The sequence below is a fragment of the Leclercia adecarboxylata genome, assembly GCF_035787115.1.
Taxonomy (GTDB): domain Bacteria; phylum Pseudomonadota; class Gammaproteobacteria; order Enterobacterales; family Enterobacteriaceae; genus Enterobacter; species Enterobacter adecarboxylatus_E.
This window is the reverse complement of the sequence record NZ_JALKTL010000002.1, coordinates 215,620-237,579: the sequence shown is the minus strand read 5'-3', so window position 1 is coordinate 237,579 and position 21,960 is coordinate 215,620. Positions and strand designations below refer to the sequence as shown.

The following is a 21,960-nucleotide window of genomic DNA, read 5'->3' as shown; positions in this document are numbered from 1 at the left end:
CCAGTGCCGACACAGTGAACAGGCTTACAGTGCTGATAAGAAACGCGGCCGCAATTTTTCTGAAAGGGAAGTGAGATTTCATAAGGATATCCAGAGGCGTAAAACAGATGGCATAACTATAAAGGCTCAGTGGTAAGAAAATTAGCCGGGTAATATAGGTTAGAACTATGAAGAATTTTCATAAGTCTGGCCCGCTCTGATAAGTTAATCTCTGGGGTCAAGCAGTATGCAGAGATAATGTCAGCGCCATCGCGAAAGAGGAGATGCCTGTGGCACGAAGTAATATTAATGATTTGGCCGTATTTCTTGCGGTTGCGCGGGCGCGAAGCTTCACAAAGGCGGCGGCAAAGATGAGCATCTCCCAGTCCGCCCTGAGCCATACGATCCGTAATCTCGAGACCAGGCTTGGCGTGCGGTTGTTGACCCGTACCACCCGGGCAGTCACCCCAACGGAAGCCGGAGAGCGTTTGCTGGAAGGAATTGCTTCGCACTTTGATGGGATCGAAGCGCAGCTTGAAGAACTCAACGCGTTTAAAGACAAACCGTCAGGGACGATAAGAATCAACGCCCCTGATTTTGCCATCAGCTGCGTGCTGCTTCCCAAACTGCGGGAATTTATCCCGCGTTATCCGGATGTCACCGTTGAGCTGGTTCAGGATAACGGCTTATCAGATATTGTGAACGATCGGTTTGATGCGGGCGTCAGGATGGGATATCAGTTAGCCAATGGCATGATTTCAGCACGCATTAGCCCGGATTTCCGTTTCGCGGTGATAGGGTCAACATCCTATTTCGCCAGCCGCGAACAGCCCGTAAAACCGCAGGACTTAATACACCATAACTGCATCAACTATCGTTTTCTTACCGGGGGAAATCTTTATGCCTGGGAGTTTGAGGAGAACGGACGGGAAATAAAAATCCGGGTGGAGGGTCAGCTGGTTTTTAATGATATTTTTCACGTGCTTGATGCTGCGGTGGCAGGACTGGGGCTTGCCTATGTTCCTGAAGAGATCGCCCAACCCTGGATTGAAAAAGGTGAGGTGATAAGGGTTCTGGAAACGTTCTCTCCCTTCTGGGATGGTTTTTATCTTTATTATCCGCACCGCCATCAGGCTTCACCGGCTTTCAGAGAAATACTGAATGCCTTGCGCGTGCAGGAATAAGGTGCCGGTGCGGAATAGTATTTTCAGCACCGGATCCTGGCTAGCGCCCTTTATACTGTTCATCGCTGACAGGTTCGAACCATTCAGCATTTTTACCGTCACGAATGTAGGTCACAGCAATATGACTCATTCCGGTTGTGTCCGTTGCGCCATGCCAGTGCTTCACGCCGGCGGGTATCCAGACGGTATCTCCGGCAGCAATAACGTGTTTAGGTTCGCCTTCTTTTTCAACCCAGCCTTTTCCTGCGGTCACTATCAGCATCTGTCCCGCCGGGTGAGAATGCCAGGCTGTTCGTGCCCCTGGCGCAAAGGTGACCTGCCCGGTTGCGGCTGGCGTAACGAGGGAGGAAGGCGTGAGAAGATCAACGATAACATGGCCGGTAAAATTTTCTGCCGCCCCGGTAACGGATGGCGCAGAACCCGCAGGCGTGACGGTGATAGGCCGATCATCGGCAGCGGCGCTACCTGAAATAACGGCCAGCGCCAGGGCCGCGCTTCGGGTCATTCGTTTCATTAGCATACTCCTTTGAGTTTAACAGGGGGTTACCCGGCACGCTTATCCAGCACATCCCGAATAACGGGTACCGCTGAAAACGCATTTGGCCATCCGGCATAGAAGGCAATTTGTGCAATGGATTCACCAACCTGCTCACGGGTTAATCCGTTATCCATCGCTTTATTAAGATGAAAGCCGATTTGCCCGACTTGCCCGTTAGCAATAAGGCTGGTCATGGTGACCAGGCTTCTGTCCCGGGGGGCGAGGTCCGGTCGCAGCCAGAGGCTGTGAAAAAGCACATCGGTGGTGTATTTCACGAGGCCCGGCGAGACGGCGCCGACAATTTCATTGGCCTGGGCGACGCGTTTTTCTTCGGCTTTTTCATCTAACGGTAGCAGGGTAGGATTCGCGACCGGCATCGCTTTTTGTTCAATTCCCCGGCTTACAAATATCGGCTGAACGATATCCGATGCGCTTGTGGCATTGGCCAGGCCCGAATAAAAAGCGAGATGGGTAATGATTTCGGAGATTTCACCCGGCTTAACGCCATTATCGAGCGCCCGGTTTACTTCATTGGGAAGCAGTGAGACCTGATTACGTGAAATAATGACGGCCAAAGTAACTATGCTTCGATCTCTGGGGGAGAGCTGTGGACGTTTCCACAGATCGTCATTAATGGCCGACTGAATATAATTTTCCAGGGCGGGTGAAACAAAAGAAACGGAAGATGAACGATGTCCGGGCATGTCTGATTTTCCTGCATCAACTTCTGCAAATGAAGGGGCGATGGAATTTAGCGCTAAGGTTAACAGTGCCAGTTTTTTCATGGGGTTCCTTTATTGCGAGCCAGCAATGGGAACTGTTATCCTGGCATAATCAGTTGAAATGATTAGTGCTTGTAATGAGATTGGAGTGATGAGCTAAATTCATCAAAAAGGCGGTTATTTTCCTTTTATCGGGAAAATTAAACGCGGTGTTTAACACCGCATAACAAGGGGAATGAGGGCTGACGAGATGTGGGTACAATACCGGTCACGTCTTCGTCACCGGATATTTCGCCACCACCTCATCCGGCCCCAGCTCCCGCCCATCGCTCGCCACCATCGCAAGCTTGCGCAGCGGCTGGCGATCCCGCGCATCTACCAGCACCGTACCCGTATCCCCCCCGGCGAAGAGGTGCGCGTTTCCCCACTGGGAGAGCGCCAGCAGCACGGTTTGCAGATCGCGCCCTTTCGGCGTCAGCACATATTCCTGCCAGGCGCTGCCGTCGGAGGCGGGTTGCAGGGACAGAATGCCTTCGTCTACCAGCAGTTTTAGCCGGGTCGCCAGCATGTTCTTCGCGATGCCGAGGCTTTTCTGAAACTCACCAAAGCGCGTAACGCCGCTCAGGGCATCGCGCACAATCAACAGGGACCACCAGTCGCCGATAATATCCAGCGAGCGGGCGACGGGGCAGGGACTTTCTTCGAGGCGGGTACGTTTCACGGTGTCTCCTTATCGGCAGCAGGTTTAATTATAAAACCAATTCTCGCCCACATACAAAGTAAGCCGTCACTTTGCGGGCAGGCTCCAGGTAATCCGTCACAAATCTGTCACACTGTTAACGACAATAAACACATGAGGAATTAGGGATGAGAAAAGCACTACTCGCGCTCGCCGTGGCGGGCAGTATCGGCCTCTCAGGTGGCGTTCAGGCGCAAACCGCGCCGGAAGGATACCAGCTGGAACAGGTTCTGATCATGAGCCGCCATAATCTGCGTGCGCCGCTCGCCAATAACGGCAGCGTGCTTGAACAGTCGACCCCGGAAAAATGGCCGGAGTGGGACGTGCCAGGCGGGCAGCTCACCACTAAAGGCGGGGTGCTGGAAGTCTATATGGGCCACTATATGCGTGAGTGGCTGGTGGAGCAGGGCCTGGTTACCGCCGGGGAGTGTCCAACGGCAAACAGTGTTTATGCCTATGCCAACAGCCTGCAGCGCACGGTTGCCACCGCGCAGTTCTTTATTACCGGTGCCTTCCCGGGCTGCGATGTGCCGGTGCATCATCAGGAACAGATGGGCACCATGGACCCCACCTTTAACCCGGTGATCACCGACAACTCCGCGGCATTCCGCGAGAAAGCGCTGCAGGCGATGGATAAGGAGCGCCAGGGGATGCAGCTTGATGAGAGCTACAGGCTGCTGGAAAAGATGACCGACTACAAACAGTCGCCTTCGTGCAAAGAGAAGCAGGTCTGCTCCCTGACGGACGCCAAAGACACTTACAGCGCTGAGTACCAGAAAGAGCCCGGGGTTTCCGGTCCGCTGAAGGTGGGCAACTCGCTGGTGGATGCCTTCACGTTGCAGTATTACGAAGGCTTCCCGCTGGATCAGGTGGCGTGGGGCGAAATCAAAACCGACCAGCAGTGGCGGGTGCTGTCCCGGCTAAAAAACGGCTATCAGGATTCGCTGTTTACCTCGGCTGAGGTCGCGCGCAACGTGGCGAAGCCGCTGGTGAAATACATCGATAACCAGCTTGTCACCGATCGGACCAAAGCGCCGAAAATCACCGTACTGGTGGGGCATGACTCTAATATCGCCTCGCTGCTGAAGGCGCTGGATTTTAAGCCTTACCAGCTGCACGGCCAGTATGAGCGCACGCCGATTGGCGGCAAGATCGTGTTCCAGCGCTGGCACGACAAGACCGGCAACCGCGATCTGATGAAAATTGAGTACGTCTATCAGAGTACCGAGCAGCTGCGTAACGCGCAGGTGCTGACGTTAGCAGCCCCGGCGCAGCGGGTTACGCTGGAACTGAACGGCTGTCCGGTGGATGCGGATGGTTTCTGTCCGGTGGAGACCTTTAATACGGTGCTGAACACGGCGGCGAAGTAAGGGTAACGCCATTGCATTGTGGCTGTGCGCCAGGTTCCTCCCTCACCCTGACCCTCTCCCCAACGGGGAGAGGGAAGGAACAGTCAGACGTTTTTACGTTCAATGGTCTGCTCGCCCCAGAACAGCGAGTCTTTATCGGTTTTCTGGAAGGCTAACATCAGTACTTCATCATTACCTTCTTCCCAGATTTTCTCTGCCAGTTTTTCGTCATATTTTGCGACTTCGAAAATCGCCTCGGCGATCTCCGGTGACGTATTACGTAAACGCGCAAATTCTCCGACGCGATGTGCTTTTGCTTCTTGAGTTGGCATAGTAATCCTCCTGTTGAGAGTTAACCTTTCAGTTTAGCAGCCAGGCCGGCAACGTATTCACCCTGATAGCGGGCAATGTTCAGTTCTGCTTCCGACGGCTGACGCGAACCGTCGCCCCCGGCGATGGTTGTCGCGCCATAGGGCGTTCCGCCGCGCAACTGTGAAATATCAAACAGCTCCGGTGTGCCGTAGCCGATCGGCACAATGACCATCCCGTGGTGCGCAAGAGTGGTCCAGGTGGAAGTGATGGTCTGCTCCTGCCCGCCACCGGTGCCGGTGGAGCTGAACACGCTGGCGATCTTGCCGAGTAACGCATTTTTGGCCCACAGCCCTCCGGTCTGGTCGAGGAAGGTACGCATCTGCCCGGCCATGTTGCCGAAGCGCGTCGGGGTGCCAAAGATAATCGCGTCGTAATCGCCCAGCTCCTGCGGGGAGGCCACCGGCGCGTCCTGCGCTTTACCGCCTGCTTTGGCAAACGCCTCTGCCTGCATGGTTTCCGGAACGCGTTTGATCACGACCTCAACCCCCTCGATTTTCCTGGCGCCGTCCGCCACTGCGTGAGCCATGGTCTCGATGTGTCCATACATGGAATAGTAGAGCACCAGAATTCTCGTCATTTCGCTTCACTCCTCGCATGATTTTTTGGCCAGCGGCATGCTGTCCTCTTTTAAAGATATGACGTGACAGCGAGACTGCAAATCTGTACGCCATTTATTTGATTTTAAACAACAAAGAATGCAGGGCCCTGGCCGTAGCAAAATGAAACATTTTCGCGATTGTCAATTTTCAGAATGATAAGAAAAGCTTATGGTTCCGTTTCGACGGGCTTCATACAAAAGGCTGATATCGTATTGCAGGATATTACCACTGGCTGGCTGAATGCCCACACTCCACTAAGATTAGGTTCACGCGGCGCAGTTAAAGACACTTTTTTAGCGTCGTGAGGTGGATGAATCCGCTTCCACTGAATGCAGAATTAAATCTTATGTTTTTAACTCTGGAGGTCCGACATGGCAAACCATCGTGGTGGGTCAGGTAATTTTGCAGAAGACCGTGAAAGAGCATCAGAAGCAGGACGTAAAGGTGGCCAGCAGAGCGGGGGGAACTTCAAAAACGATCCTCAGCGCGCATCCGAAGCTGGCAAAAAAGGGGGCAAAAATAGCCATGGCGGCAACAGAAACAAATAAGTTGCCGCTGCCTGAATCAGGGGTCTTATGACCACTGACACCCCCGCCGCCGGTAACCCCGGCGGTTTTTTTATATTTGTTGTTGAATGGTTAACAAATTCCTCCCACACTAGCGGATTAACTCTTTACGCTGGTGTTCCATGTCCTTCTCCCGTTATGCCTTCTCCATCAAACCGCAGGAAGCGATCCTGATCCTCATCACCATGTTCTGGGGCGGCACCTTCCTGGCCGTGCAGTACGCCGTGACGCTGAGCGATCCCTTCTTCTTTGTGGGCCTGCGCTTCGCCACGGCGGCGCTGGCGGTGGCGCTCATTTCGCTTAAAACCCTGCGCGGCCTGACGATGACCGAGCTGAAAGCGGGGCTGGCGATAGGGGTGGCGATTGCGATGGGCTACAGCCTGCAAACCTGGGGCTTACAGTCCATCCCCAGCAGTAAATCGGCATTTATTACCGCCATGTATGTCCCGCTGGTGCCGCTGCTGCAGTGGCTCTGCCTGCGTCGCATGCCGGGCATGATGTCCTGCATTGGTATTGTGCTGGCCTTTATCGGGCTGATCCTGCTGGCGGGGCCGGAGGATAACCTGCTGGCGCTCGGGCCGGGCGAGATCATCACCCTGGTGGGGGCAGTCGCCATTGCCGCCGAGATTATCCTGATCAGCGCCTGGGCCGGAAAGGTGGACGTCAGGCGCGTTACTGTCGTACAGCTGGCGACCGCCTCGCTGGTGGCGTTTCTGACCATGATCCCGGCCGGGGAGTCAGTCCCGCCGATGTCGGCAGGGTTATGGACTGTGGCCCTGGGCCTGGGGATTTTCAGCGCTATTATTCAGGTAACAATGAACTGGGCCCAGCGCAGCGTCTCGCCCACCCGGGCGACGGTGATTTACACCGGTGAACCGGTATGGGCGGGGATCTTCGGACGCCTGGCTGGCGAACGTCTGCCTCTGCTGGCTTTGCTGGGCGCCGCCTTTATTATTGCCGGCGTGCTGGTAAGCGAGCTCAAGCTTAAAAGAAAGAAAAAGGCGCTGGCGGAAGCCGACAGCGCCACGCTGGATCAGCGCTCCTGAGGCACGACCTCGCCCGGCGTTACCCCCGCCAACCGGCGGCTGAGCAGGGCGTTAAGGACAATGGCGCCAAAGGTGGCGGTGCCGATCCCGCCAAGCGTAAAGCCGCCGAGCGAAAGGGCAAAATCACCCGCGCCCAGCACCAGGGTCACCGCGACCATAATCAGGTTGCCGTTCTGGCTGAGATCGACATGGTTCTGCACCCAGATCCGCGCCCCGGCCACCGCGATCAGGCCGAACACCACAATCGACGCCCCGCCGATCACCGGCCCGGGGATGGTGTGGATCAGCGCGCCAAATTTGGGTGAAAAACCGAGCAGCATGGCAATCACCGCTGCCGCCACAAACACCAGCGTCGAGTAGACTTTGGTTACCGCCATCACGCCGATGTTCTCGGCATAGGTGGTAACGCCGCTGCCGCCCACCGAGCCCGACAGCATGGTCGCCAGCCCGTCGCCGACAAAGGCTCGTCCCATATACGGGTCCATGTTGCGCCCGGTCATTCCGGCTACCGCTTTCAGATGACCGAGGTTTTCCGCCACCAGGATCACCGCAACCGGAGCAATCAGCATTATCGCCTGGCCATTAAAGGTGGGCGAGGTGAGCTGCGGCAGGCCAAACCAGGCCGCCTGTGCAACCAGCGTAAAATCCACCGGCTTGCCAAGCCCCAGCACGCTGGTCAGCAGGGCATAGAGCAGGCAGGCGACTATCAGCCCCACCAGGATCAGCAGCCGCTGGATCATCCCCCGGGTAAACACCGCCACCAGGCCAATGCACAGCACCGTCATCACCGCCATCCAGCTGTCAAAGGCCGAGCCGGAAACCCCTTTGACGGCGATGGGGGCCAGGTTCAGGCCGATCGCCATCACCACCGCCCCGGTCACCACCGGCGGCATCAGCCGTTCGATCCAGCGGGTGCCCAGCTTCATCACCACCAGCCCCACCGCCGTGTAGATCGCCCCGCAGGCGATGATCCCCCCCAGCGCCACGCTCAGTTGCGGGTTGATCCCCTGGCCGGTAAAGCCGGTGGCGGCTATCACCACCCCGACAAAGGCCGCGCTGGAGCCGAGGTAGCTTGGCACCCGGCCGCCGGTGATCGCAAAGAACAGCAGGGTGCCAATGCCCGACATCAGAATCGACAGGTTAGGATCCAGCCCCATCAGAATGGGCATCAGCACCGTGGCACCAAACATCGCCACCGCATGCTGCACGCCCATTACCGCGGTTTGCGCCAGCGGGAGACGTTCATCCGGCGCGACCACGCCGCTATCTGAGGAGGTCGATTTCAACTGCCAGTGAGGAAAACCGAATAGTGCCATCAGCTGCTCCTTAAGGAGGGTTAACAGGCGGGTCGCATCAGCGCGTGGTAGCCGCGGTCAAACCACACCAGGCCCTGGGGCACCGGGTGGCGGGTAATAGCAACGATCTCGCAAAACAGAATGTCGTGCGTGCCGACGCTGACCACCTGGCTAATCCGGCAGTCGAACGAGGCCAGCGCCTCGTCCAGCCGCGGACAGCCGGTGGCCCCCGTCTGCCAGCCTGCGGCGGCAAAGCGGTCGGCCATCGGGGTTTTGCCCCCGAACAGATTTGAGAGCGACTCCTGTCCCGCGCTCAGGGTGTTGACGCACAGGGTGCGGTTGTGGTTAAACACCGGCCACACCGAGGCGCCGCGATTCAGGCACACCAGCAGCGTCGGCGGGGAGTCGGTCACGCTGCATACCGCGCTGGCGGTAAAGCCCGCCTGCCCGGCCGGACCGTCGGTGGTGATGATATTGACCGCCGCGCCCAGACAGGCCATGGCATCACGAAACGTTTGTTTATCAATGTTCATGGTGGCTCCTTATGCCAGCCCGCAGGCGTCTTCAAAGCTCAGGCGGGGCAGTCGCCCGTACAGTTTGCGGGTATCACCGTAACCGATATTGATCAGCAGATTGCTTTTCAGGCTACTGCCGGTGAAGAAGGCCGCGTCAACCTTCTCGCGATCGAAGCCTGACATCGGTCCGGTATCCAGCCCCAGCGCCCGGCAGGCGACAATCAGGTAGGCCGCCTGCAGGGTGCTGTTGCGAAAGGCGGTCTCCTCGGCGAGCTGCGGGCTGGCAGTAAACCAGCTCCGGGCATCGGCGTGGGGGAACAGCTCCGGCAGACGCTCGTAAAACACGCTGTCCCAGGCGACGATGGCCGTCACCGGGGCGGTGAGGGTCTTTTGCAGGTTGCCGCTGGAGAGCGCCGGTTGCAGCTTCTCTTTTCCCTCCGGTGTGCGGATAAACACGATCCGCGCCGGGGAGCAGTTGGCGGAGGTGGGCCCCCACTTCATCAGGTCATAGATTTCACGCAGCGTCTCGTCGCTGACCGGGCGGTCGAGCCAGCCGTTATGGGTTCGCGCTTCGGTAAACAGCGCGTGCTGCGCCGTCGGATTTATGGCTTCACTCATGATAACTCCCTGGATAACAGTTCGTGGCGGTGCAGCAGGCTGGCGAGCCCGTTTTGCAGCAGGGCGTTAAACGCCTCCGGCTCGGTCAGATTGCAGGCGTGGCCGCCCCGTGGCATCCGGGTGAGAATGCTGCCGGGCAGGGCGGTATGCAGCTCTGCTGAACAGACCGAGGGCACCAGCAGATCGTCGGCGGCGCAGATTATCTGCACCGGGCAGTGGATGCGCGCCGTCTGGCGGCTGAAATCGGCCCGCTTCAGGGCGTTCAGCCTGCGCAGCAGGGTGGTTTTGCCCTGAAAATGGGCCAGGGCCAGCGCCTCTTCGGCCTCCATGCGCGGCTGACGGGCGGCCATCCAGTCGGCGGGGTAGAGAAACAGCGGCTGGGCCTCCACCCACGCCTGCGCCCCACCGGCATGCAGCAGCCGCTCGCGGATCTGAAAACAGCGCCGGGTATGGGGATGCAGCGCCAGCCAGCCGTTAACGCACACCAGCGCGCTGAGTGCTGCCTGGTGATCCACTGCCAGCTGCAGGCCAATCAGCGCACCCAGCGCATGGCCTACCACGCTGAACTGCGCAATCCCCGCCAGCGAGAGCGCCTGCCACAGCTCATCGGCCATCTGCGCCAGGGTGTAATCTTCCGGCAACTCGCCGGGATTGTTGCCGGTGCCGCGCTGGTCATAGCAGACCACCTGATACGCCTGTTCCAGCTCGGCGAGCTGGGGCAGCCAGTAGCTGCCGCTGCCCCCCAGCCCGGCGATCAGCACCACAACCGGCGCGTCATCAAAGGGCGGCGGTGAAATGGAAAGATTCATGGCAACCTCACGGCGTGATGTGGGCGATGGTAGCGATCTCCACCAATGCGTCGGGTTTGACCAGCCCGCACTGAATGCAGAAACGCGCCGGCTTGTCGCCCGGGAAAAACTCGGCGTAGATTTCGTTAATCGCGGCGTAGTTTTTCCAGTCGGTGATAAAGATGCTGTTGAAGGTCACATCCTCCATGGTCCCACCCGCCGTTTCGATAACGCGCTGGATGGTCTGCAGCACGTGGCGGGTTTGCGCCTTTGGGTCTTCAGGGAAGACCACGTTGTTGTTAGCGTCGAACGGCAACGTGCCGGAGACGTAGACCACGCCGTCCGCCAGCGTGCCGGGGACGAAGGGGGCAATCGGGGTGCTGGAGCCAGGGGGAATAATCACAGATTTCGGCATGGGGTCGCTCCTCAAGCAATACGGGCACAGGCGGCAGGGGAGAGGGCATCGCAGAAGGTGGCGACGTCGCTGACCCAGCCAAAAAAGGTTTCGATGTTGAACAGCGCGGCCTGCTGGGCAAACGCCGGCCCCGCCTGGTGGGTGGCGTCCTCCAGTACCACGCCGAAATACTCCAGGAAGAAACCGTCCCGCAGGGTGGACTCCACGCAGACGTTGGTGGCAATCCCGGTGAAGATCAGGTGGCGAATGCCGCGGCTGCGCAGCAGGCTGTCGAGTGGGGTGTTAAAGAAGCCGCTGTAGCGCGGTTTGGGCAGCACAATGTCCCCCGGCTCCGGCACCAGCTCATTGACCAGCTGATAATCCCAGCCGCCTTTCGCCAGCAGCGTGCCGTGCAGTTCCGGGCGCTGGCGCATGGTTTTCAGCGCATTCGATTTGTGGAAGTTGGGCGAGCCGGGGCCGCCTGCCTCAACGTACTGTTCATCCCAGCCGTTCTGGAACCAGACGATCAGCATCCCGGCGCGGCGGGCGGCGGCTACCGCGGTACGGATATTTTCAATCACCGGACGGGTGGCGGAGACGTCAAACCCGGCAAGGTCAAGATAGCCGCCCGGGCTGGCGTAAGCGTTCTGCATATCCACCACAATCAGCGCGCTCTGCCGGGCGTCAAAGGTGATGGCTTCCGGACGTGCGGGCAGGGTTATCATTACGCGACCTCCTTCGTGATGGCCGGAATGTGGGTGCGGCACTGCATCAGCGGCTGGATACGCTCGCCGAAGGCCTCAATACCGGTAATAAAGTCATCAAAGGTCAGGAGCACCCCTTCCGCGCCCGGCACGCTGGCGACCTCGTCGAGCATCCGCGCCACGCTGGCATACGAGCCCACCAGCGTCCCCATGTTAATGTTTACCGCCGAGGTCGGGTCGGCCATCTGCCGCACGTTGGTGTCCGCCCCGGAGCGGGTGTCTTTCTGGCTCTGCTCGCTAAGCCAGCTCAGGGCTTCGTCGTCGGCCCCGGCTTTGTAGTGTTCCCACTTCGCCCGCGCCGCCTCGTCGGTTTCATCGGCAATCACCATAAACAGCACGTAAGAGCCGACGTCGCGCCCGGTTTTTTCAGCCGCCGCTTTCATGCGGGCGGCAGTAGGGGCAAAGGCTGCCGGGGTGTTTACCCCTTTGCCGAAGCAGAAGTTAAAGTCGGCATAGTTCGCCGAGAATGCCATTCCGGCATCGCTCTGCCCGGCGCAGATGACCTTCATCGGCACCGACGGCTGCGGGCTGACGCGGCAGTCGTTCATGGTGAAGAACTCACCCCTGAAATCGCTCTTGCCGGTGCCCCACAGATCGCGCAGGACCTGCACATACTCGGTGAGGTAGTCGTAGCGCTTAGCGAAATAGTCATCTCCCGGCCAGAGCCCCATCTGCTCATACTCCGGCTTCTGCCAGCCGGTGACGAGGTTAACGCCAAAGCGGCCGCCGGAGATGGTGTCGATGGTGGAGGCCATCCGCGCCACGATCGCCGGGGGCAGGGTCAGGGTGGCGGCGGTGGCGTAGATCTGGATGCGCGAGGTGACCGCCGCCAGCCCCGCCATCAGGGTGAAAGACTCCAGGTTGTGATCCCAGAATTCGGTCTTACCGCCGAAACCGCGCAGCTTGATCATCGACAGGGCAAAGTCGAAGTGATAGTGCTCCGCCTTCTGCACGATGGCTTTGTTCAGCTCAAAGGTCGGCAGATATTGCGGCGCGTGGGTAGAGATAAGCCAGCCGTTGTTGCCAATGGGAACGAATACGCCAATTTTCATCACGAACCTCTCTTCATCTCAGCATGGGGTGAAAGTCAGACGTGGCGCTGCATCCTGCATCTCCTGTTCAGCCGCGTATCGTGGGTTTTGCAAAGGGGATGCCAGTTTTAAAATTGGTAATGTTATTAATGTGTTAACTGATGGTTGATGAAATGCAGGTAATAAAACCGGACTGTCTGGTCAAAATAGTTGCACACAAAGCAGGCAGTCGTGCGCGCTGGCGGTGCAGATTGTCGTGGTTAGCCGGGGGTTTTGCTATGCTGGGGGCCCATCTACAAGGAGTGAGCACATGGCACAAGGCGCAGTGAAAACAGGCGGTAAACGTTCTCAGGCAGTGAGTGCAAAGAAACAGGCGATCCTCTCGGCGGCGCTGGAGACCTTCTCGCAGTTTGGCATCCACGGCACGCGCCTGGAACAGGTAGCCGAGCTGGCCGGGGTGTCGAAAACCAATCTGCTCTACTACTTTCCCTCGAAGGAGGCGCTGTACATTGCCGTCCTGCAACAGATCCTGGATATCTGGCTGGCGCCGCTGAAGGCCTTTCGCGAAGAGCTGGCCCCGCTGGTGGCGATCCAGCAGTATATCCGCCTGAAGCTGGAGGTCTCCCGCGATTATCCCCAGGCCTCCAGGCTGTTCTGTCTGGAGATGCTGCAGGGGGCACCGCTACTGAAGGCGGCGCTGAGTGGCGATCTGAAATCGCTGGTGGATGAGAAGTCGGCGATTATTGCCGGTTGGATCGCCACCGGTAAACTGGCGCCGGTGGACCCGCATCACCTGATCTTTATGATCTGGGCGACTACCCAGCACTACGCCGACTTTTCTGCCCAGGTGGAGGCAGTGACGGGCAAGACGCTCAAAGATGACGACTTTTTCCACAGCACGGTGGAAAACGTTGAGCGAATGATAATCGAAGGGATCCGGGTGCGTTAATTCGCCGGGGGCAGCGGGCAGCTTAAATCACCCTCTTCACACTGCATCAGCGAGGCCAGATACGCCTCGCGTTCGTGAGTTTTATCCGCCAGACACTGGTTGACAATCATCGGCTGAACGGAGCCGCCTTCGGTGCCGGAGCCGATAAAGGCGCAGTCGGCATCGCGCAGGGCGATCCACGCCTGCTGGGCCTTTTTCAGTAGCTCACGCTGGGGGGCGTCGGCACGTTTGATGACCGCCTGGTAAGTCTGGTTCAGGGTTTTATCCGCGGCCTGATAGTGTTGCGCGGTGCAGGTGTTCAGTTCCGTCTGGGTGCCGGCGCTGGCGCATTCGTCCGCCAGGGCGCTGGCGCTGAGCAGCAGTGCTGCGCCTGCGATCAAAACTCGTTTCATTATCCCCTCCATGTAAAAAAGCCGGATGCGCTGCGCTTATCCGGCCTGCAAACATCAGATTATCATTTGTAGCCCCGGTAAGCGTAGCGCTACCGGGGACGGATTGCACGCTTAACCGATGGTCATCAGGCTGGCGTTACCCCCTGCGGCGGCGGTGTTTACGCTGAGCGATCGCTCCACGTACAGACGCTCAAGCTGCAGGTTGGTTTCACCCCGGGCAAAGCCCTGCACCGAGACAATCGCGCCGCTGCGGGCGGCAACCTGCTCGCACAGCTCGCGCAGCTGGTCAGAGTCGCCGTGATAGATCACCGCGTCAAACGGCTGGGTGGTCAGCACATCGGCTTTGGCGAAGCGAATACGTTCGGTCACCGCTTTCGGCAGCTGCTTCGCCAGGTCGCGATGCAGGGCATCTTCCGGCCACAGCACTTCACACCCGGTCGCCAACGCGGCCGCCAGCTGGATCAGTGCATCCTGCTCGTTATCCGCCACGCACAGCACGCGCTCGCGTGGCATCAGCGTCCAGGTATTGCGCTCGCCGGTCGGGCCAGGCAGCACGCGCTGGGTACCGGCCTGCGCCAGCTCGCCATACTCCTGACACAGCTCACGCAGCTCAGGACGTTTTTCCGCCCACGCCTTCAGGGCCTCCAGCGGCTGGGTCAGCACCGTTTTCACCTGGGTGTCGACCGCGTACTGCGCATCCTGACGCGCCAGGGTGATGCCCAGCGCGTGCGCCGGACGGTTGGCCAGCAGGCGGTAAAGGTACATAGGCCCACCGGCTTTCGGACCGGTGCCCGACAGCCCTTCGCCGCCGAACGGCTGCACGCCGACCACGGCACCGACCATGTTGCGGTTGACGTACAGGTTGCCGACGTTGGCGTTGCCGGTCACCTGGGCGATGGTTTCGTCGATACGGGTATGCACCCCGAGAGTCAGACCGTAGCCGGAGGCGTTAATCTGCTCAATTAACTGGTCGAGGTTGTTACGGTTGTAGCGCACCACGTGCAGTACCGGACCGAACACCTCTTTTTTCAGTTCGTCGAAGCTCGCCAGCTCAATCAGGGTTGGCGCCACAAAGGTGCCGCTGGTCCACTCGCGGGCATCTTCGCTGTTCTCACGCACCGCCTGGTACACCGGACGGCCCCTGGCGCGCATCGCCTGAATGTGGTTTTCAATGTTGGTTTTCGCTTCGGCATCGATCACCGGGCCAATGTCGGTAGTGAGACGGCCAGGGTTACCCATCCGGCATTCCGCCATGGCGCCGCGCAGCATTTTCAGGGTGTGGTCGGCCACTTCATCCTGCACGCAGAGCACGCGCAGGGCAGAGCAGCGCTGTCCGGCGCTGTCGAAGGCCGAGGCCACCACGTCCACCACCACCTGCTCGGTGAGGGCGGAGGAGTCCACGATCATCGCATTCATGCCGCCGGTTTCAGCGATCAGCGGCGTCGGACGGCCCTGGGCATCCAGACGGGTGGCAATGTTGCGTTGCAGCAGAGAGGCCACTTCGGTGGAGCCGGTGAACATCACGCCGCGCACGCGATTGTCGGCGGTCAGCTTCGCGCCAACGGTCTCGCCGCGGCCTGGCAGCAGCTGGACCACGCCCGCCGGGACGCCGGCTTCCAGCAGGATGTTGATCCCCTGGGCGGCAATCAGTGGGGTCTGCTCGGCCGGTTTTGCCAGCACGCTGTTACCGGCGGCAAGGGCGGCGGCAATCTGGCCGGTGAAAATCGCCAGCGGGAAGTTCCACGGGCTGATACAGACCACCGGCCCCAGCGGACGGTGGGTTTCGTTATCGAAATCGTCACGTACCTGGCCAGCATAGTAGTGCAGGAAGTCAACGGCCTCGCGCACTTCGGCGATGGCGTTGCTGAAGGTTTTACCCGCTTCACGCACCAGAATGCCAATCAGCTGCTGCATCTGATCTTCCATCAGCACCGCCGCGCGCTCCAGAATCGCCGCACGCTCCTGTGGCGGTGTGGCGAACCAGATCGGGGCGTTGTTCACCGCGCTGTCGAGCGCCAGATCCACTTCCTGTTCGGTGGCTTCACGGGCAAAGCCGACGATGTCTTTCGGCTCGGCCGGGTTGATTACCGGCTGCATTTCGCCGTTGCTCACCGGCTGCTCGAGGATCGGTTTAGCCTGCCATTTTTGCAGGGCGCTGTTGAGCAGCGACGAGGAGAGCGACGCCAGACGGTGTTCGTTCGCCAGGTCGAGGCCTGCGGAGTTGACGCGGCCGTTGCCATACAGCTCGCGCGGCAGGGCAATCTTCGGATGCGGCAGACCGACCTGACTCTCCTGGGCGGCCATTTTCTCCACCGCCTGCACCGGGTCTGCCACCAGCTCGTCCAGCGGCAGAGTGGCATCGGCGATGCGGTTCACGAAGGAGGTGTTGGCCCCGTTCTCCAGCAGACGACGCACCAGGTACGCCAGCAGCGTTTCATGGGTGCCGACCGGGGCGTAGATACGGCACGGACGGTTCAGTTTGCCCTCGGACACTTTACCGGTGACCTGCTCGTACAGGGGTTCACCCATACCGTGCAGACACTGGAACTCGTACTGGCCCGGATAGTAGTTCTGGCCGGCCAGCTGGTAGATGGCCGCCAGAGTATGGGCGTTGTGGGTGGCGAACTGCGGATAGATCAGGTTCGGCACGCTAAGCAGCTTTTTGGCGCAGGCAAGGTAGGAGACGTCGGTATAGACCTTGCGGGTATAGACCGGATAGCCTTCCAGACCGTCCATCTGGGCGCGTTTGATCTCGCTGTCCCAGTAGGCGCCCTTCACCAGACGGATCATTAGGCGGCGACGGCTGCGGTTGGCGAGGTCAATCAGGTAATCAATGACAAACGGGCAACGTTTCTGGTAGGCCTGAATCACAAAGCCAATCCCGTTCCAGCCCGCCAGCTCCGGCTCGAAGCACAGTTTTTCCAGCAGATCGAGGGAGATCTCCAGACGGTCCGCCTCTTCGGCGTCGATGTTGATGCCGATGTCATACTGGCGCGCCAGCAGGGTCAGGGACTTCAGGCGCGGATAGAGCTCTTCCATCACCCGGTCGTACTGGGCGCGGCTGTAGCGCGGATGCAGGGCGGAGAGCTTGATGGAGATCCCCGGACCTTCATAAATACCGCGGCCATTGGAGGCTTTACCGATGGCGTGGATCGCCTGCTGGTACGAGACCAGATAGGCCTGCGCGTCGGCGGCGGTCAGCGCCGCTTCGCCCAGCATGTCATAGGAGTAGCGGAAGCCTTTATCTTCCAGCTTACGGGCATTGGCCAGCGCTTCGGCGATGGTTTCACCGGTGACGAACTGCTCGCCCATCAGGCGCATCGCCATGTCCACGCCTTTACGGATCAGCGGCTCGCCGCTCTTGCCGATAATGCGGTTCAGGGAGCGGGAGAGGCTGGCTTCGTTGTGGGTGGAGACCAGCTTACCGGTAAACAGCAGGCCCCAGGTGGCGGCATTAACGAACAGCGACGGGCTGCGGCCGATGTGCGAATGCCAGTTGCCGTTGCTGATCTTGTCGCGGATCAGCGCATCGCGGGTGGCTTTGTCGGGGATACGCAGCAGCGCTTCCGCCAGACACATCAGGGCCACGCCCTCCTGAGAGGAGAGGGAGAACTCCTGCAGCAGGCTCTGCACCATCCCGGCCCGGCCGGAGGCGGTTTTCTGGTTACGCAGTTTTTCGGCAAGCTGATACGCCAGGCTGTGGGCCTGGGAAGCCATTGGCTCCGGCAGACGCGCCTGCTCCAGCAGCATCGGCACGGCGTCGGTCTCTGCGCGACGGTAAGCGGCGGTAATGGCCGCGCGGCTTACCGACTGGGGCAGGATCTGCTCGGCAAATTCAAGGAACGGCTGGTGGATCTCTTCGCCCGCGTCGGCGCTTTCGTCGCTCTCATTGGCGGCACCGGCCAGCAGGGCAGGCAGCTCTGGCAGGGCGTCGTCGCTCTCCAGCTTTTCCAGATAGTTAAAGATTGCCTGTTTGATTAACCAGTGTGGCGTGCGGTCAATTCGGGTGGCGGCCGATTTAATCCGTTCGCGGGTCGCATCATCCAGCTTAACCCCCATGGTGGTCATGCCCATGCCAAAAACTCCTGTGGTTCAGTAGCGCTAGTGTAGTTAACGTGAAATATCCACTATGTTGCAACTTTGTGCAACCACGTTAAATGTGACCCGGTTTGCAAGCTGGAAAATGAATGGAATGTTACGGGGTGGTTAACCTGAATAAATGTGTGGATTTTGGCGATCAACCCTGGTTTCATGCGGCGCTTAACACTTTTTGCAGGTGCAACCCTAAAAAACGTGAGCGAGTGCAACCTCCAGGAATCTGGTGTGATACCGGGGGTGTAATTCATGTAAATGCAGTGTTAAATCGTTTGTGTCGTGGAGGCGCATACGGCAGGATACGCGCGGCCAACAGAAACACACATCATCACCCCCTCGTTCCGGGGGTGTAATAAAGACGGTCACAAAGGCCGTCGAACATCTTTGCGGAGTATTTAAATGGCAATTAGCACACCGATGCTGGTGACATTTCTTATCTATATTTTTGGCATGATCCTGATAGGGTTCCTTGCATGGCGTTCTACCAAAAACTTTGACGACTACATCCTCGGCGGGCGGAGCCTCGGGCCATTCGTGACCGCGCTCTCTGCGGGAGCGTCGGATATGAGCGGCTGGCTGCTGATGGGGCTGCCTGGCGCAATCTTTATCTCCGGTATTTCAGAAAGCTGGATCGCCATCGGTCTGACCTTGGGGGCGTGGATTAACTGGAAGCTGGTGGCCGGGCGTCTGCGCGTGCACACCGAAGCCAACAATAACGCCCTGACCCTGCCGGACTACTTTACCGGGCGCTTCGAAGATAACAGCCGCATCCTGCGTATTATCTCGGCGCTGGTTATCCTGCTGTTCTTCACCATCTACTGTGCCTCAGGCATCGTGGCGGGCGCGCGTCTGTTCGAAAGCACCTTCGGCATGAGCTATGAAACCGCACTCTGGGCGGGCGCGGCGGCGACCATCCTTTACACCTTCGTGGGCGGGTTCCTGGCCGTAAGCTGGACCGATACCGTGCAGGCCAGCCTGATGATTTTCGCCCTGATCCTGACTCCGGTGATCGTGATCCTCTCGGTGGGCGGTCTGGGTGAATCCCTGGCGGTTATTCAGCAAAAGAGCATCGAAAACGTTGATATGCTGAAAGGGCTGAACTTCGTCGCCATCGTTTCATTAATGGGTTGGGGGCTGGGTTACTTCGGTCAGCCGCACATCCTGGCGCGCTTTATGGCCGCGGATTCTCACCACACCATCGTTCATGCGCGTCGTATCAGTATGGCCTGGATGATCCTCTGCCTGTGCGGTGCCTGTGCGGTGGGCTTCTTCGGTATCGCTTACTTCAACAACAATCCGTCGCTGGCAGGCGCGGTAAATCAGAACGCCGAGCGCGTGTTTATCGAGCTGGCGCAGATCCTGTTCAACCCGTGGATCGCCGGTATTCTGCTCTCTGCTATCCTGGCGGCGGTAATGTCCACCCTGAGCTGTCAGCTGCTGGTCTGCTCCAGTGCCATCACGGAAGATCTGTACAAAGCCTTCCTGCGTAAACATGCCAGCCAGAAAGAGCTGGTGTGGGTGGGGCGCTTTATGGTGCTGGTAGTGGCGCTGGTTGCCATCGCGCTGGCGGCAAACCCGGAAAACCGGGTGCTGGGTCTGGTGAGCTACGCCTGGGCAGGCTTTGGTGCGGCCTTTGGTCCGGTGGTGCTGTTCTCGGTGATGTGGTCGCGCATGACCCGTAACGGCGCGCTGGCGGGGATGATTATCGGTGCGGTTACCGTGATCGTCTGGAAGCAGTTCGCCTGGCTTGGCCTGTACGAAATCATTCCGGGCTTTATCCTCGGCAGCATCGGGATTGTAGTGTTCAGCCTGCTGGGCAAAGCGCCGTCTGCCGCCATGCAGAAACGCTTTGCGGAAGCTGACGCGCAGTATCACACCACCGCGCCGACGAAGTTACAGGCGCAGTAATGTGTTTTCTCCCTCTTCCTGAGGGAGAGGAGGAGGTGAGGGGAAACCATCATCTTCGGAAACTAAGCCGGGCTCGCCCGGCTTTTTTTATTGCTAATTTCCGTGGTTTACGCTGATATCGCAGGGCAAATTACAATGAGGATAGCGAAGAATGACAATTAAAAACGGACTTATGGCGGGAGCGCTTTTACTGCTGGCAGGCTGTAATGCCCCCTCGCACAGCACCGCGGACAACACCTGTAAAGCCGATAACCAGATGCAGCAGACCACGCTCTATTTTGGCCTGAACCGTCCGGCAGGGGAGGCGATCACCGGCCAGGAGTGGCAGCAGTTTGTGGATCGGGACGTGACGCCGCGTTTTCGCGATGGCTTAACGGTGTTTGATGCGCGCGGCCAGTGGCTGGGCAATGACGGCAAAGTGGCGCGAGAGGCGAGCAAGGCGCTGATGCTGATCCACGGCAAAGATGCGCAGAGCGAGAGCAATATTGAGGCGCTGCGCGGGATCTATAAACAGCGCTTTGCCCAGGAGTCGGTGATGCGCGTTGACCAGCCGGTGTGCGTGCAGTTCTGATAAACCCTGCCGGGTAGGGTGCGGCCTGATGCCCTCACCCCGACCCTCTCCCCGTGGGAGAGGGTGAAAATACTCAAAACGGTAACCTGAGTCACCGTTATGCATTTACCTCGCCGCCGGGCGTTTACCTCACCCTGTTAAAGTACTAATCCTGCAAAGCTCGCCGATAACAGGCTCACCAGCGTCGCACCATACACCAGGCGCAGACCGAAGCGTGACACCACGTTGCCCTGCTGCTCATTCAGCCCCTTAATCGCACCGGCCACAATCCCGATCGAGGCGAAGTTCGCGAAGGAGACGAGGAAGACCGACAGAATGCCCAGCCCGCGCGGAGTCATCTCAGCTGCAATTTTTTGCAGCTCGATCATCGCCACAAACTCGTTCGCCACCAGCTTGGTCGCCATAATGCCACCCGCGTGCAGGGCATCGCTCAGCGGAATGCCCACCAGCCACGCCAGCGGATAGAAGACATAGCCTAAAATCTGCTGGAAGCTTAAACCAAACAGGCTGGAGAAGAGGGCGTTGACGGCGCTGATCAGGGCGATAAAGCCAATCAGCATCGCCAGAATAATCATCGCCACTTTAAACCCGGCCAGAATATATTCCCCCAGCATCTCAAAGAAACTCCGGGACTCATGCATCTTCTCCAGCTTAATTTCCGGCTCCGCTTCCGGGCGGGTCGGGTTAATTACCGTGAGGATGATGAAGGTGCTGAACATATTCAGGATCAGCGCCGCCACCACATATTTTGCTTCCAGCATGGTCATATAGGCGCCGACAATGGACAACGACACGGTGGACATCGCCGTGGCCGCCATGGTGAACAGACGACGCGGCGACAGATCCCCCAGCACCCCTTTGTAAGCGATAAAGTTTTCCGACTGGCCCAGCGTCAGCGAGCTGATGGCGTTAAAGGACTCCAGCTTGCCCATGCCGTTTACTTTCGACAGCAGGGTGCCGACAACGCGAATAATCACCGGCAGAATACGCCAGTGCTGAAGAATACCGATCAGCGCGGAAATAAAGATAATCGGGCACAGCACGCCGAGGAAAATAAACGCCAGCCCTTTTTCGCCCATCCCGCCAAATACGAAGTTGGTGCCTTCGGCGGCATATTTCAGCAACGATTCGAAGAAGCCCGAGACGTACTGAATAACAAACAGACCGCTCTCGGCGTGGAGGAAAAAGAACGCCAGCGCAATCTCAATCACGATAAGTTGAATGACGTAGCGGATACGGACATTGCGGCGGTCGAAACTGACCAGCCAGGCCAGCGCGAGAATAACCACCAGCGCCAGCAGGAAGTGCAGAAATTGATACATAGTTGATTTTCAGCAGATTAATGAGGCGCACATTTAGCCACAGCCTGCCGTAACCGTAAATGGGGTATTTCGTTATAGCTTATAAACCTTTTAGTAACCTGGGTGATTATTTTCGCGATACGGGTTTACATCCTGTCATCAAAATGCAGCACATTTCGCTTGTGTTTCTTATTGTCGTAATGATAATCACTATCACAAGAATTTACCTTTCTTTGCATCAGTTG

22 protein-coding genes are annotated in these 21,960 nt (G+C 58.6%); 7 read left to right on the top strand and 15 right to left on the bottom strand.

What is annotated here, in order from left to right:
- Window positions 1-269: 269 nt before the first annotated feature.
- A complete protein-coding gene (locus MXM41_RS08615) occupies window positions 270-1,163 on the top strand; it encodes a LysR family transcriptional regulator (protein ID WP_325931226.1) in 894 nt (297 codons plus the stop codon).
- 40 nt (window positions 1,164-1,203) lie between these two features.
- Here the strand turns inward: MXM41_RS08615 and MXM41_RS08610 are convergent, their stop codons facing one another.
- The 3 genes from MXM41_RS08610 to MXM41_RS08600 all read right to left on the bottom strand — a co-directional run bounded on the left by MXM41_RS08610 (window position 1,204) and on the right by MXM41_RS08600 (window position 3,144).
- Window positions 1,204-1,677 carry a cupin domain-containing protein gene (locus tag MXM41_RS08610; protein ID WP_325931225.1) on the bottom strand — a complete coding sequence of 158 codons (474 nt, stop codon included), beginning with the start codon at window positions 1,675-1,677 and terminating at the stop codon, window positions 1,204-1,206.
- A 29-nt stretch (window positions 1,678-1,706) separates the two neighbouring features.
- Window positions 1,707-2,486, bottom strand: coding sequence for a carboxymuconolactone decarboxylase family protein (locus MXM41_RS08605; protein ID WP_325931224.1), 780 nt, complete (start codon window positions 2,484-2,486; stop codon window positions 1,707-1,709).
- A 205-nt stretch (window positions 2,487-2,691) separates the two neighbouring features.
- Window positions 2,692-3,144 carry a helix-turn-helix domain-containing protein gene (locus MXM41_RS08600; RefSeq protein ID WP_325931223.1) on the bottom strand — a complete coding sequence of 151 codons (453 nt, stop codon included), beginning with the start codon at window positions 3,142-3,144 and terminating at the stop codon, window positions 2,692-2,694.
- A 146-nt stretch (window positions 3,145-3,290) separates the two neighbouring features.
- On the opposite strand from MXM41_RS08600, the gene agp reads away from it, so the two are divergent.
- On the top strand, window positions 3,291-4,532 hold the full coding sequence (gene agp / locus MXM41_RS08595) for a bifunctional glucose-1-phosphatase/inositol phosphatase (RefSeq protein WP_325931222.1): 1,242 nt from the start codon (window positions 3,291-3,293) through the stop codon (window positions 4,530-4,532).
- Window positions 4,533-4,615: 83 nt separating this feature from the next.
- On the opposite strand, the gene MXM41_RS08590 is transcribed toward agp, so the two are convergent.
- Both MXM41_RS08590 and wrbA read right to left on the bottom strand, forming a co-directional pair.
- Window positions 4,616-4,843 carry a YccJ family protein gene (locus MXM41_RS08590; protein ID WP_103179015.1) on the bottom strand — a complete coding sequence of 76 codons (228 nt, stop codon included), beginning with the start codon at window positions 4,841-4,843 and terminating at the stop codon, window positions 4,616-4,618.
- A gap of 20 nt (window positions 4,844-4,863) precedes the next feature.
- Window positions 4,864-5,460: an NAD(P)H:quinone oxidoreductase gene (gene wrbA / locus MXM41_RS08585; RefSeq protein ID WP_325931220.1), complete on the bottom strand. Its 597-nt coding sequence runs from the start codon at window positions 5,458-5,460 to the stop codon at window positions 4,864-4,866.
- 393 nt (window positions 5,461-5,853) lie between these two features.
- On the opposite strand from wrbA, the gene MXM41_RS08580 reads away from it, so the two are divergent.
- A complete protein-coding gene (locus MXM41_RS08580) occupies window positions 5,854-6,030 on the top strand; it encodes a general stress protein (protein ID WP_325931219.1) in 177 nt (58 codons plus the stop codon).
- A 140-nt stretch (window positions 6,031-6,170) separates the two neighbouring features.
- The gene (locus MXM41_RS08575; protein ID WP_325931217.1) at window positions 6,171-7,094 is read left to right on the top strand and encodes a DMT family transporter; all 924 of its coding nucleotides are present in this window, start codon (window positions 6,171-6,173) and stop codon (window positions 7,092-7,094) included.
- Here MXM41_RS08575 and rutG read toward each other — a convergent pair.
- Genes rutG through rutA form a run of 7 tightly spaced genes read right to left on the bottom strand, consistent with a single transcriptional unit; the run spans window position 7,082 to window position 12,520 of the window.
- On the bottom strand, window positions 7,082-8,410 hold the full coding sequence (gene rutG / locus MXM41_RS08570; RefSeq protein WP_325931215.1) for a pyrimidine utilization transport protein G: 1,329 nt from the start codon (window positions 8,408-8,410) through the stop codon (window positions 7,082-7,084). The genes MXM41_RS08575 and rutG overlap by 13 nt on opposite strands.
- 20 nt (window positions 8,411-8,430) lie before the next feature.
- Window positions 8,431-8,922, bottom strand: coding sequence for an NADH-dependent FMN reductase RutF (gene rutF / locus MXM41_RS08565; protein WP_325931212.1), 492 nt, complete (start codon window positions 8,920-8,922; stop codon window positions 8,431-8,433).
- A 9-nt stretch (window positions 8,923-8,931) separates the two neighbouring features.
- A complete protein-coding gene (locus MXM41_RS08560; RefSeq protein ID WP_325931211.1) occupies window positions 8,932-9,522 on the bottom strand; it encodes a malonic semialdehyde reductase in 591 nt (196 codons plus the stop codon).
- Complete coding sequence (rutD, locus tag MXM41_RS08555) at window positions 9,519-10,331, bottom strand: pyrimidine utilization protein D (protein WP_325931209.1); 813 nt, start codon at window positions 10,329-10,331, stop codon at window positions 9,519-9,521. Before rutD ends, MXM41_RS08560 begins: the two co-directional genes overlap by 4 nt.
- Before the next feature lie 7 nt (window positions 10,332-10,338).
- The gene (gene rutC, locus MXM41_RS08550; RefSeq protein ID WP_325931207.1) at window positions 10,339-10,725 is read right to left on the bottom strand and encodes a pyrimidine utilization protein C; all 387 of its coding nucleotides are present in this window, start codon (window positions 10,723-10,725) and stop codon (window positions 10,339-10,341) included.
- 11 nt (window positions 10,726-10,736) lie between these two features.
- Window positions 10,737-11,429, bottom strand: a complete 693-nt coding sequence (rutB, locus tag MXM41_RS08545) for a pyrimidine utilization protein B (RefSeq protein ID WP_325931205.1) — start codon at window positions 11,427-11,429, stop codon at window positions 10,737-10,739.
- Window positions 11,429-12,520, bottom strand: a complete 1,092-nt coding sequence (rutA, locus tag MXM41_RS08540; RefSeq protein ID WP_325931203.1) for a pyrimidine utilization protein A — start codon at window positions 12,518-12,520, stop codon at window positions 11,429-11,431. Before rutA ends, rutB begins: the two co-directional genes overlap by 1 nt.
- 289 nt (window positions 12,521-12,809) lie before the next feature.
- On the opposite strand from rutA, the gene rutR reads away from it, so the two are divergent.
- A complete protein-coding gene (gene rutR / locus MXM41_RS08535) occupies window positions 12,810-13,448 on the top strand; it encodes an HTH-type transcriptional regulator RutR (protein WP_325931200.1) in 639 nt (212 codons plus the stop codon).
- On the opposite strand, the gene MXM41_RS08530 is transcribed toward rutR, so the two are convergent.
- Both MXM41_RS08530 and putA read right to left on the bottom strand, forming a co-directional pair.
- Entirely contained in the window at window positions 13,445-13,840 is a 396-nt protein-coding gene (locus MXM41_RS08530; protein ID WP_325931198.1) for a lysozyme inhibitor LprI family protein, read from the bottom strand. The genes rutR and MXM41_RS08530 overlap by 4 nt on opposite strands.
- Before the next feature lie 111 nt (window positions 13,841-13,951).
- A complete protein-coding gene (putA, locus tag MXM41_RS08525) occupies window positions 13,952-17,914 on the bottom strand; it encodes a trifunctional transcriptional regulator/proline dehydrogenase/L-glutamate gamma-semialdehyde dehydrogenase (protein WP_325931196.1) in 3,963 nt (1,320 codons plus the stop codon).
- A 420-nt stretch (window positions 17,915-18,334) separates the two neighbouring features.
- On the opposite strand from putA, the gene putP reads away from it, so the two are divergent.
- Together putP and MXM41_RS08515 are read left to right on the top strand one after the other, a co-directional pair.
- Window positions 18,335-19,843: a sodium/proline symporter PutP gene (putP, locus tag MXM41_RS08520; RefSeq protein ID WP_325931195.1), complete on the top strand. Its 1,509-nt coding sequence runs from the start codon at window positions 18,335-18,337 to the stop codon at window positions 19,841-19,843.
- Window positions 19,844-19,994: 151 nt separating this feature from the next.
- Entirely contained in the window at window positions 19,995-20,414 is a 420-nt protein-coding gene (locus MXM41_RS08515) for a DUF3574 domain-containing protein (protein ID WP_325931194.1), read from the top strand.
- A 137-nt stretch (window positions 20,415-20,551) separates the two neighbouring features.
- On the opposite strand, the gene MXM41_RS08510 is transcribed toward MXM41_RS08515, so the two are convergent.
- The gene (locus MXM41_RS08510; protein ID WP_325931193.1) at window positions 20,552-21,736 is read right to left on the bottom strand and encodes a NupC/NupG family nucleoside CNT transporter; all 1,185 of its coding nucleotides are present in this window, start codon (window positions 21,734-21,736) and stop codon (window positions 20,552-20,554) included.
- Between the last annotated feature and the right edge of the window lie 224 nt (window positions 21,737-21,960).

Coding starts and splice junctions, on each gene's coding strand:
- rutB (WP_325931205.1), bottom strand. CDS start 11,429: ATGATAACCCTGCCCGCACGTCCGGAAGCCATCACCTTTGACGCCCGG.
- MXM41_RS08515 (WP_325931194.1), top strand. CDS start 19,995: ATGACAATTAAAAACGGACTTATGGCGGGAGCGCTTTTACTGCTGGCA.
- putP (WP_325931195.1), top strand. CDS start 18,335: ATGGCAATTAGCACACCGATGCTGGTGACATTTCTTATCTATATTTTT.
- MXM41_RS08560 (WP_325931211.1), bottom strand. CDS start 9,522: ATGAGTGAAGCCATAAATCCGACGGCGCAGCACGCGCTGTTTACCGAA.
- rutF (WP_325931212.1), bottom strand. CDS start 8,922: ATGAACATTGATAAACAAACGTTTCGTGATGCCATGGCCTGTCTGGGC.
- putA (WP_325931196.1), bottom strand. CDS start 17,914: ATGGGCATGACCACCATGGGGGTTAAGCTGGATGATGCGACCCGCGAA.
- MXM41_RS08605 (WP_325931224.1), bottom strand. CDS start 2,486: ATGAAAAAACTGGCACTGTTAACCTTAGCGCTAAATTCCATCGCCCCT.
- MXM41_RS08610 (WP_325931225.1), bottom strand. CDS start 1,677: ATGAAACGAATGACCCGAAGCGCGGCCCTGGCGCTGGCCGTTATTTCA.
- MXM41_RS08530 (WP_325931198.1), bottom strand. CDS start 13,840: ATGAAACGAGTTTTGATCGCAGGCGCAGCACTGCTGCTCAGCGCCAGC.
- MXM41_RS08575 (WP_325931217.1), top strand. CDS start 6,171: ATGTCCTTCTCCCGTTATGCCTTCTCCATCAAACCGCAGGAAGCGATC.
- rutR (WP_325931200.1), top strand. CDS start 12,810: ATGGCACAAGGCGCAGTGAAAACAGGCGGTAAACGTTCTCAGGCAGTG.
- MXM41_RS08580 (WP_325931219.1), top strand. CDS start 5,854: ATGGCAAACCATCGTGGTGGGTCAGGTAATTTTGCAGAAGACCGTGAA.
- rutC (WP_325931207.1), bottom strand. CDS start 10,725: ATGCCGAAATCTGTGATTATTCCCCCTGGCTCCAGCACCCCGATTGCC.
- MXM41_RS08590 (WP_103179015.1), bottom strand. CDS start 4,843: ATGCCAACTCAAGAAGCAAAAGCACATCGCGTCGGAGAATTTGCGCGT.
- rutD (WP_325931209.1), bottom strand. CDS start 10,331: ATGAATCTTTCCATTTCACCGCCGCCCTTTGATGACGCGCCGGTTGTG.
- wrbA (WP_325931220.1), bottom strand. CDS start 5,460: ATGACGAGAATTCTGGTGCTCTACTATTCCATGTATGGACACATCGAG.
- MXM41_RS08510 (WP_325931193.1), bottom strand. CDS start 21,736: ATGTATCAATTTCTGCACTTCCTGCTGGCGCTGGTGGTTATTCTCGCG.
- rutA (WP_325931203.1), bottom strand. CDS start 12,520: ATGAAAATTGGCGTATTCGTTCCCATTGGCAACAACGGCTGGCTTATC.
- agp (WP_325931222.1), top strand. CDS start 3,291: ATGAGAAAAGCACTACTCGCGCTCGCCGTGGCGGGCAGTATCGGCCTC.
- rutG (WP_325931215.1), bottom strand. CDS start 8,410: ATGGCACTATTCGGTTTTCCTCACTGGCAGTTGAAATCGACCTCCTCA.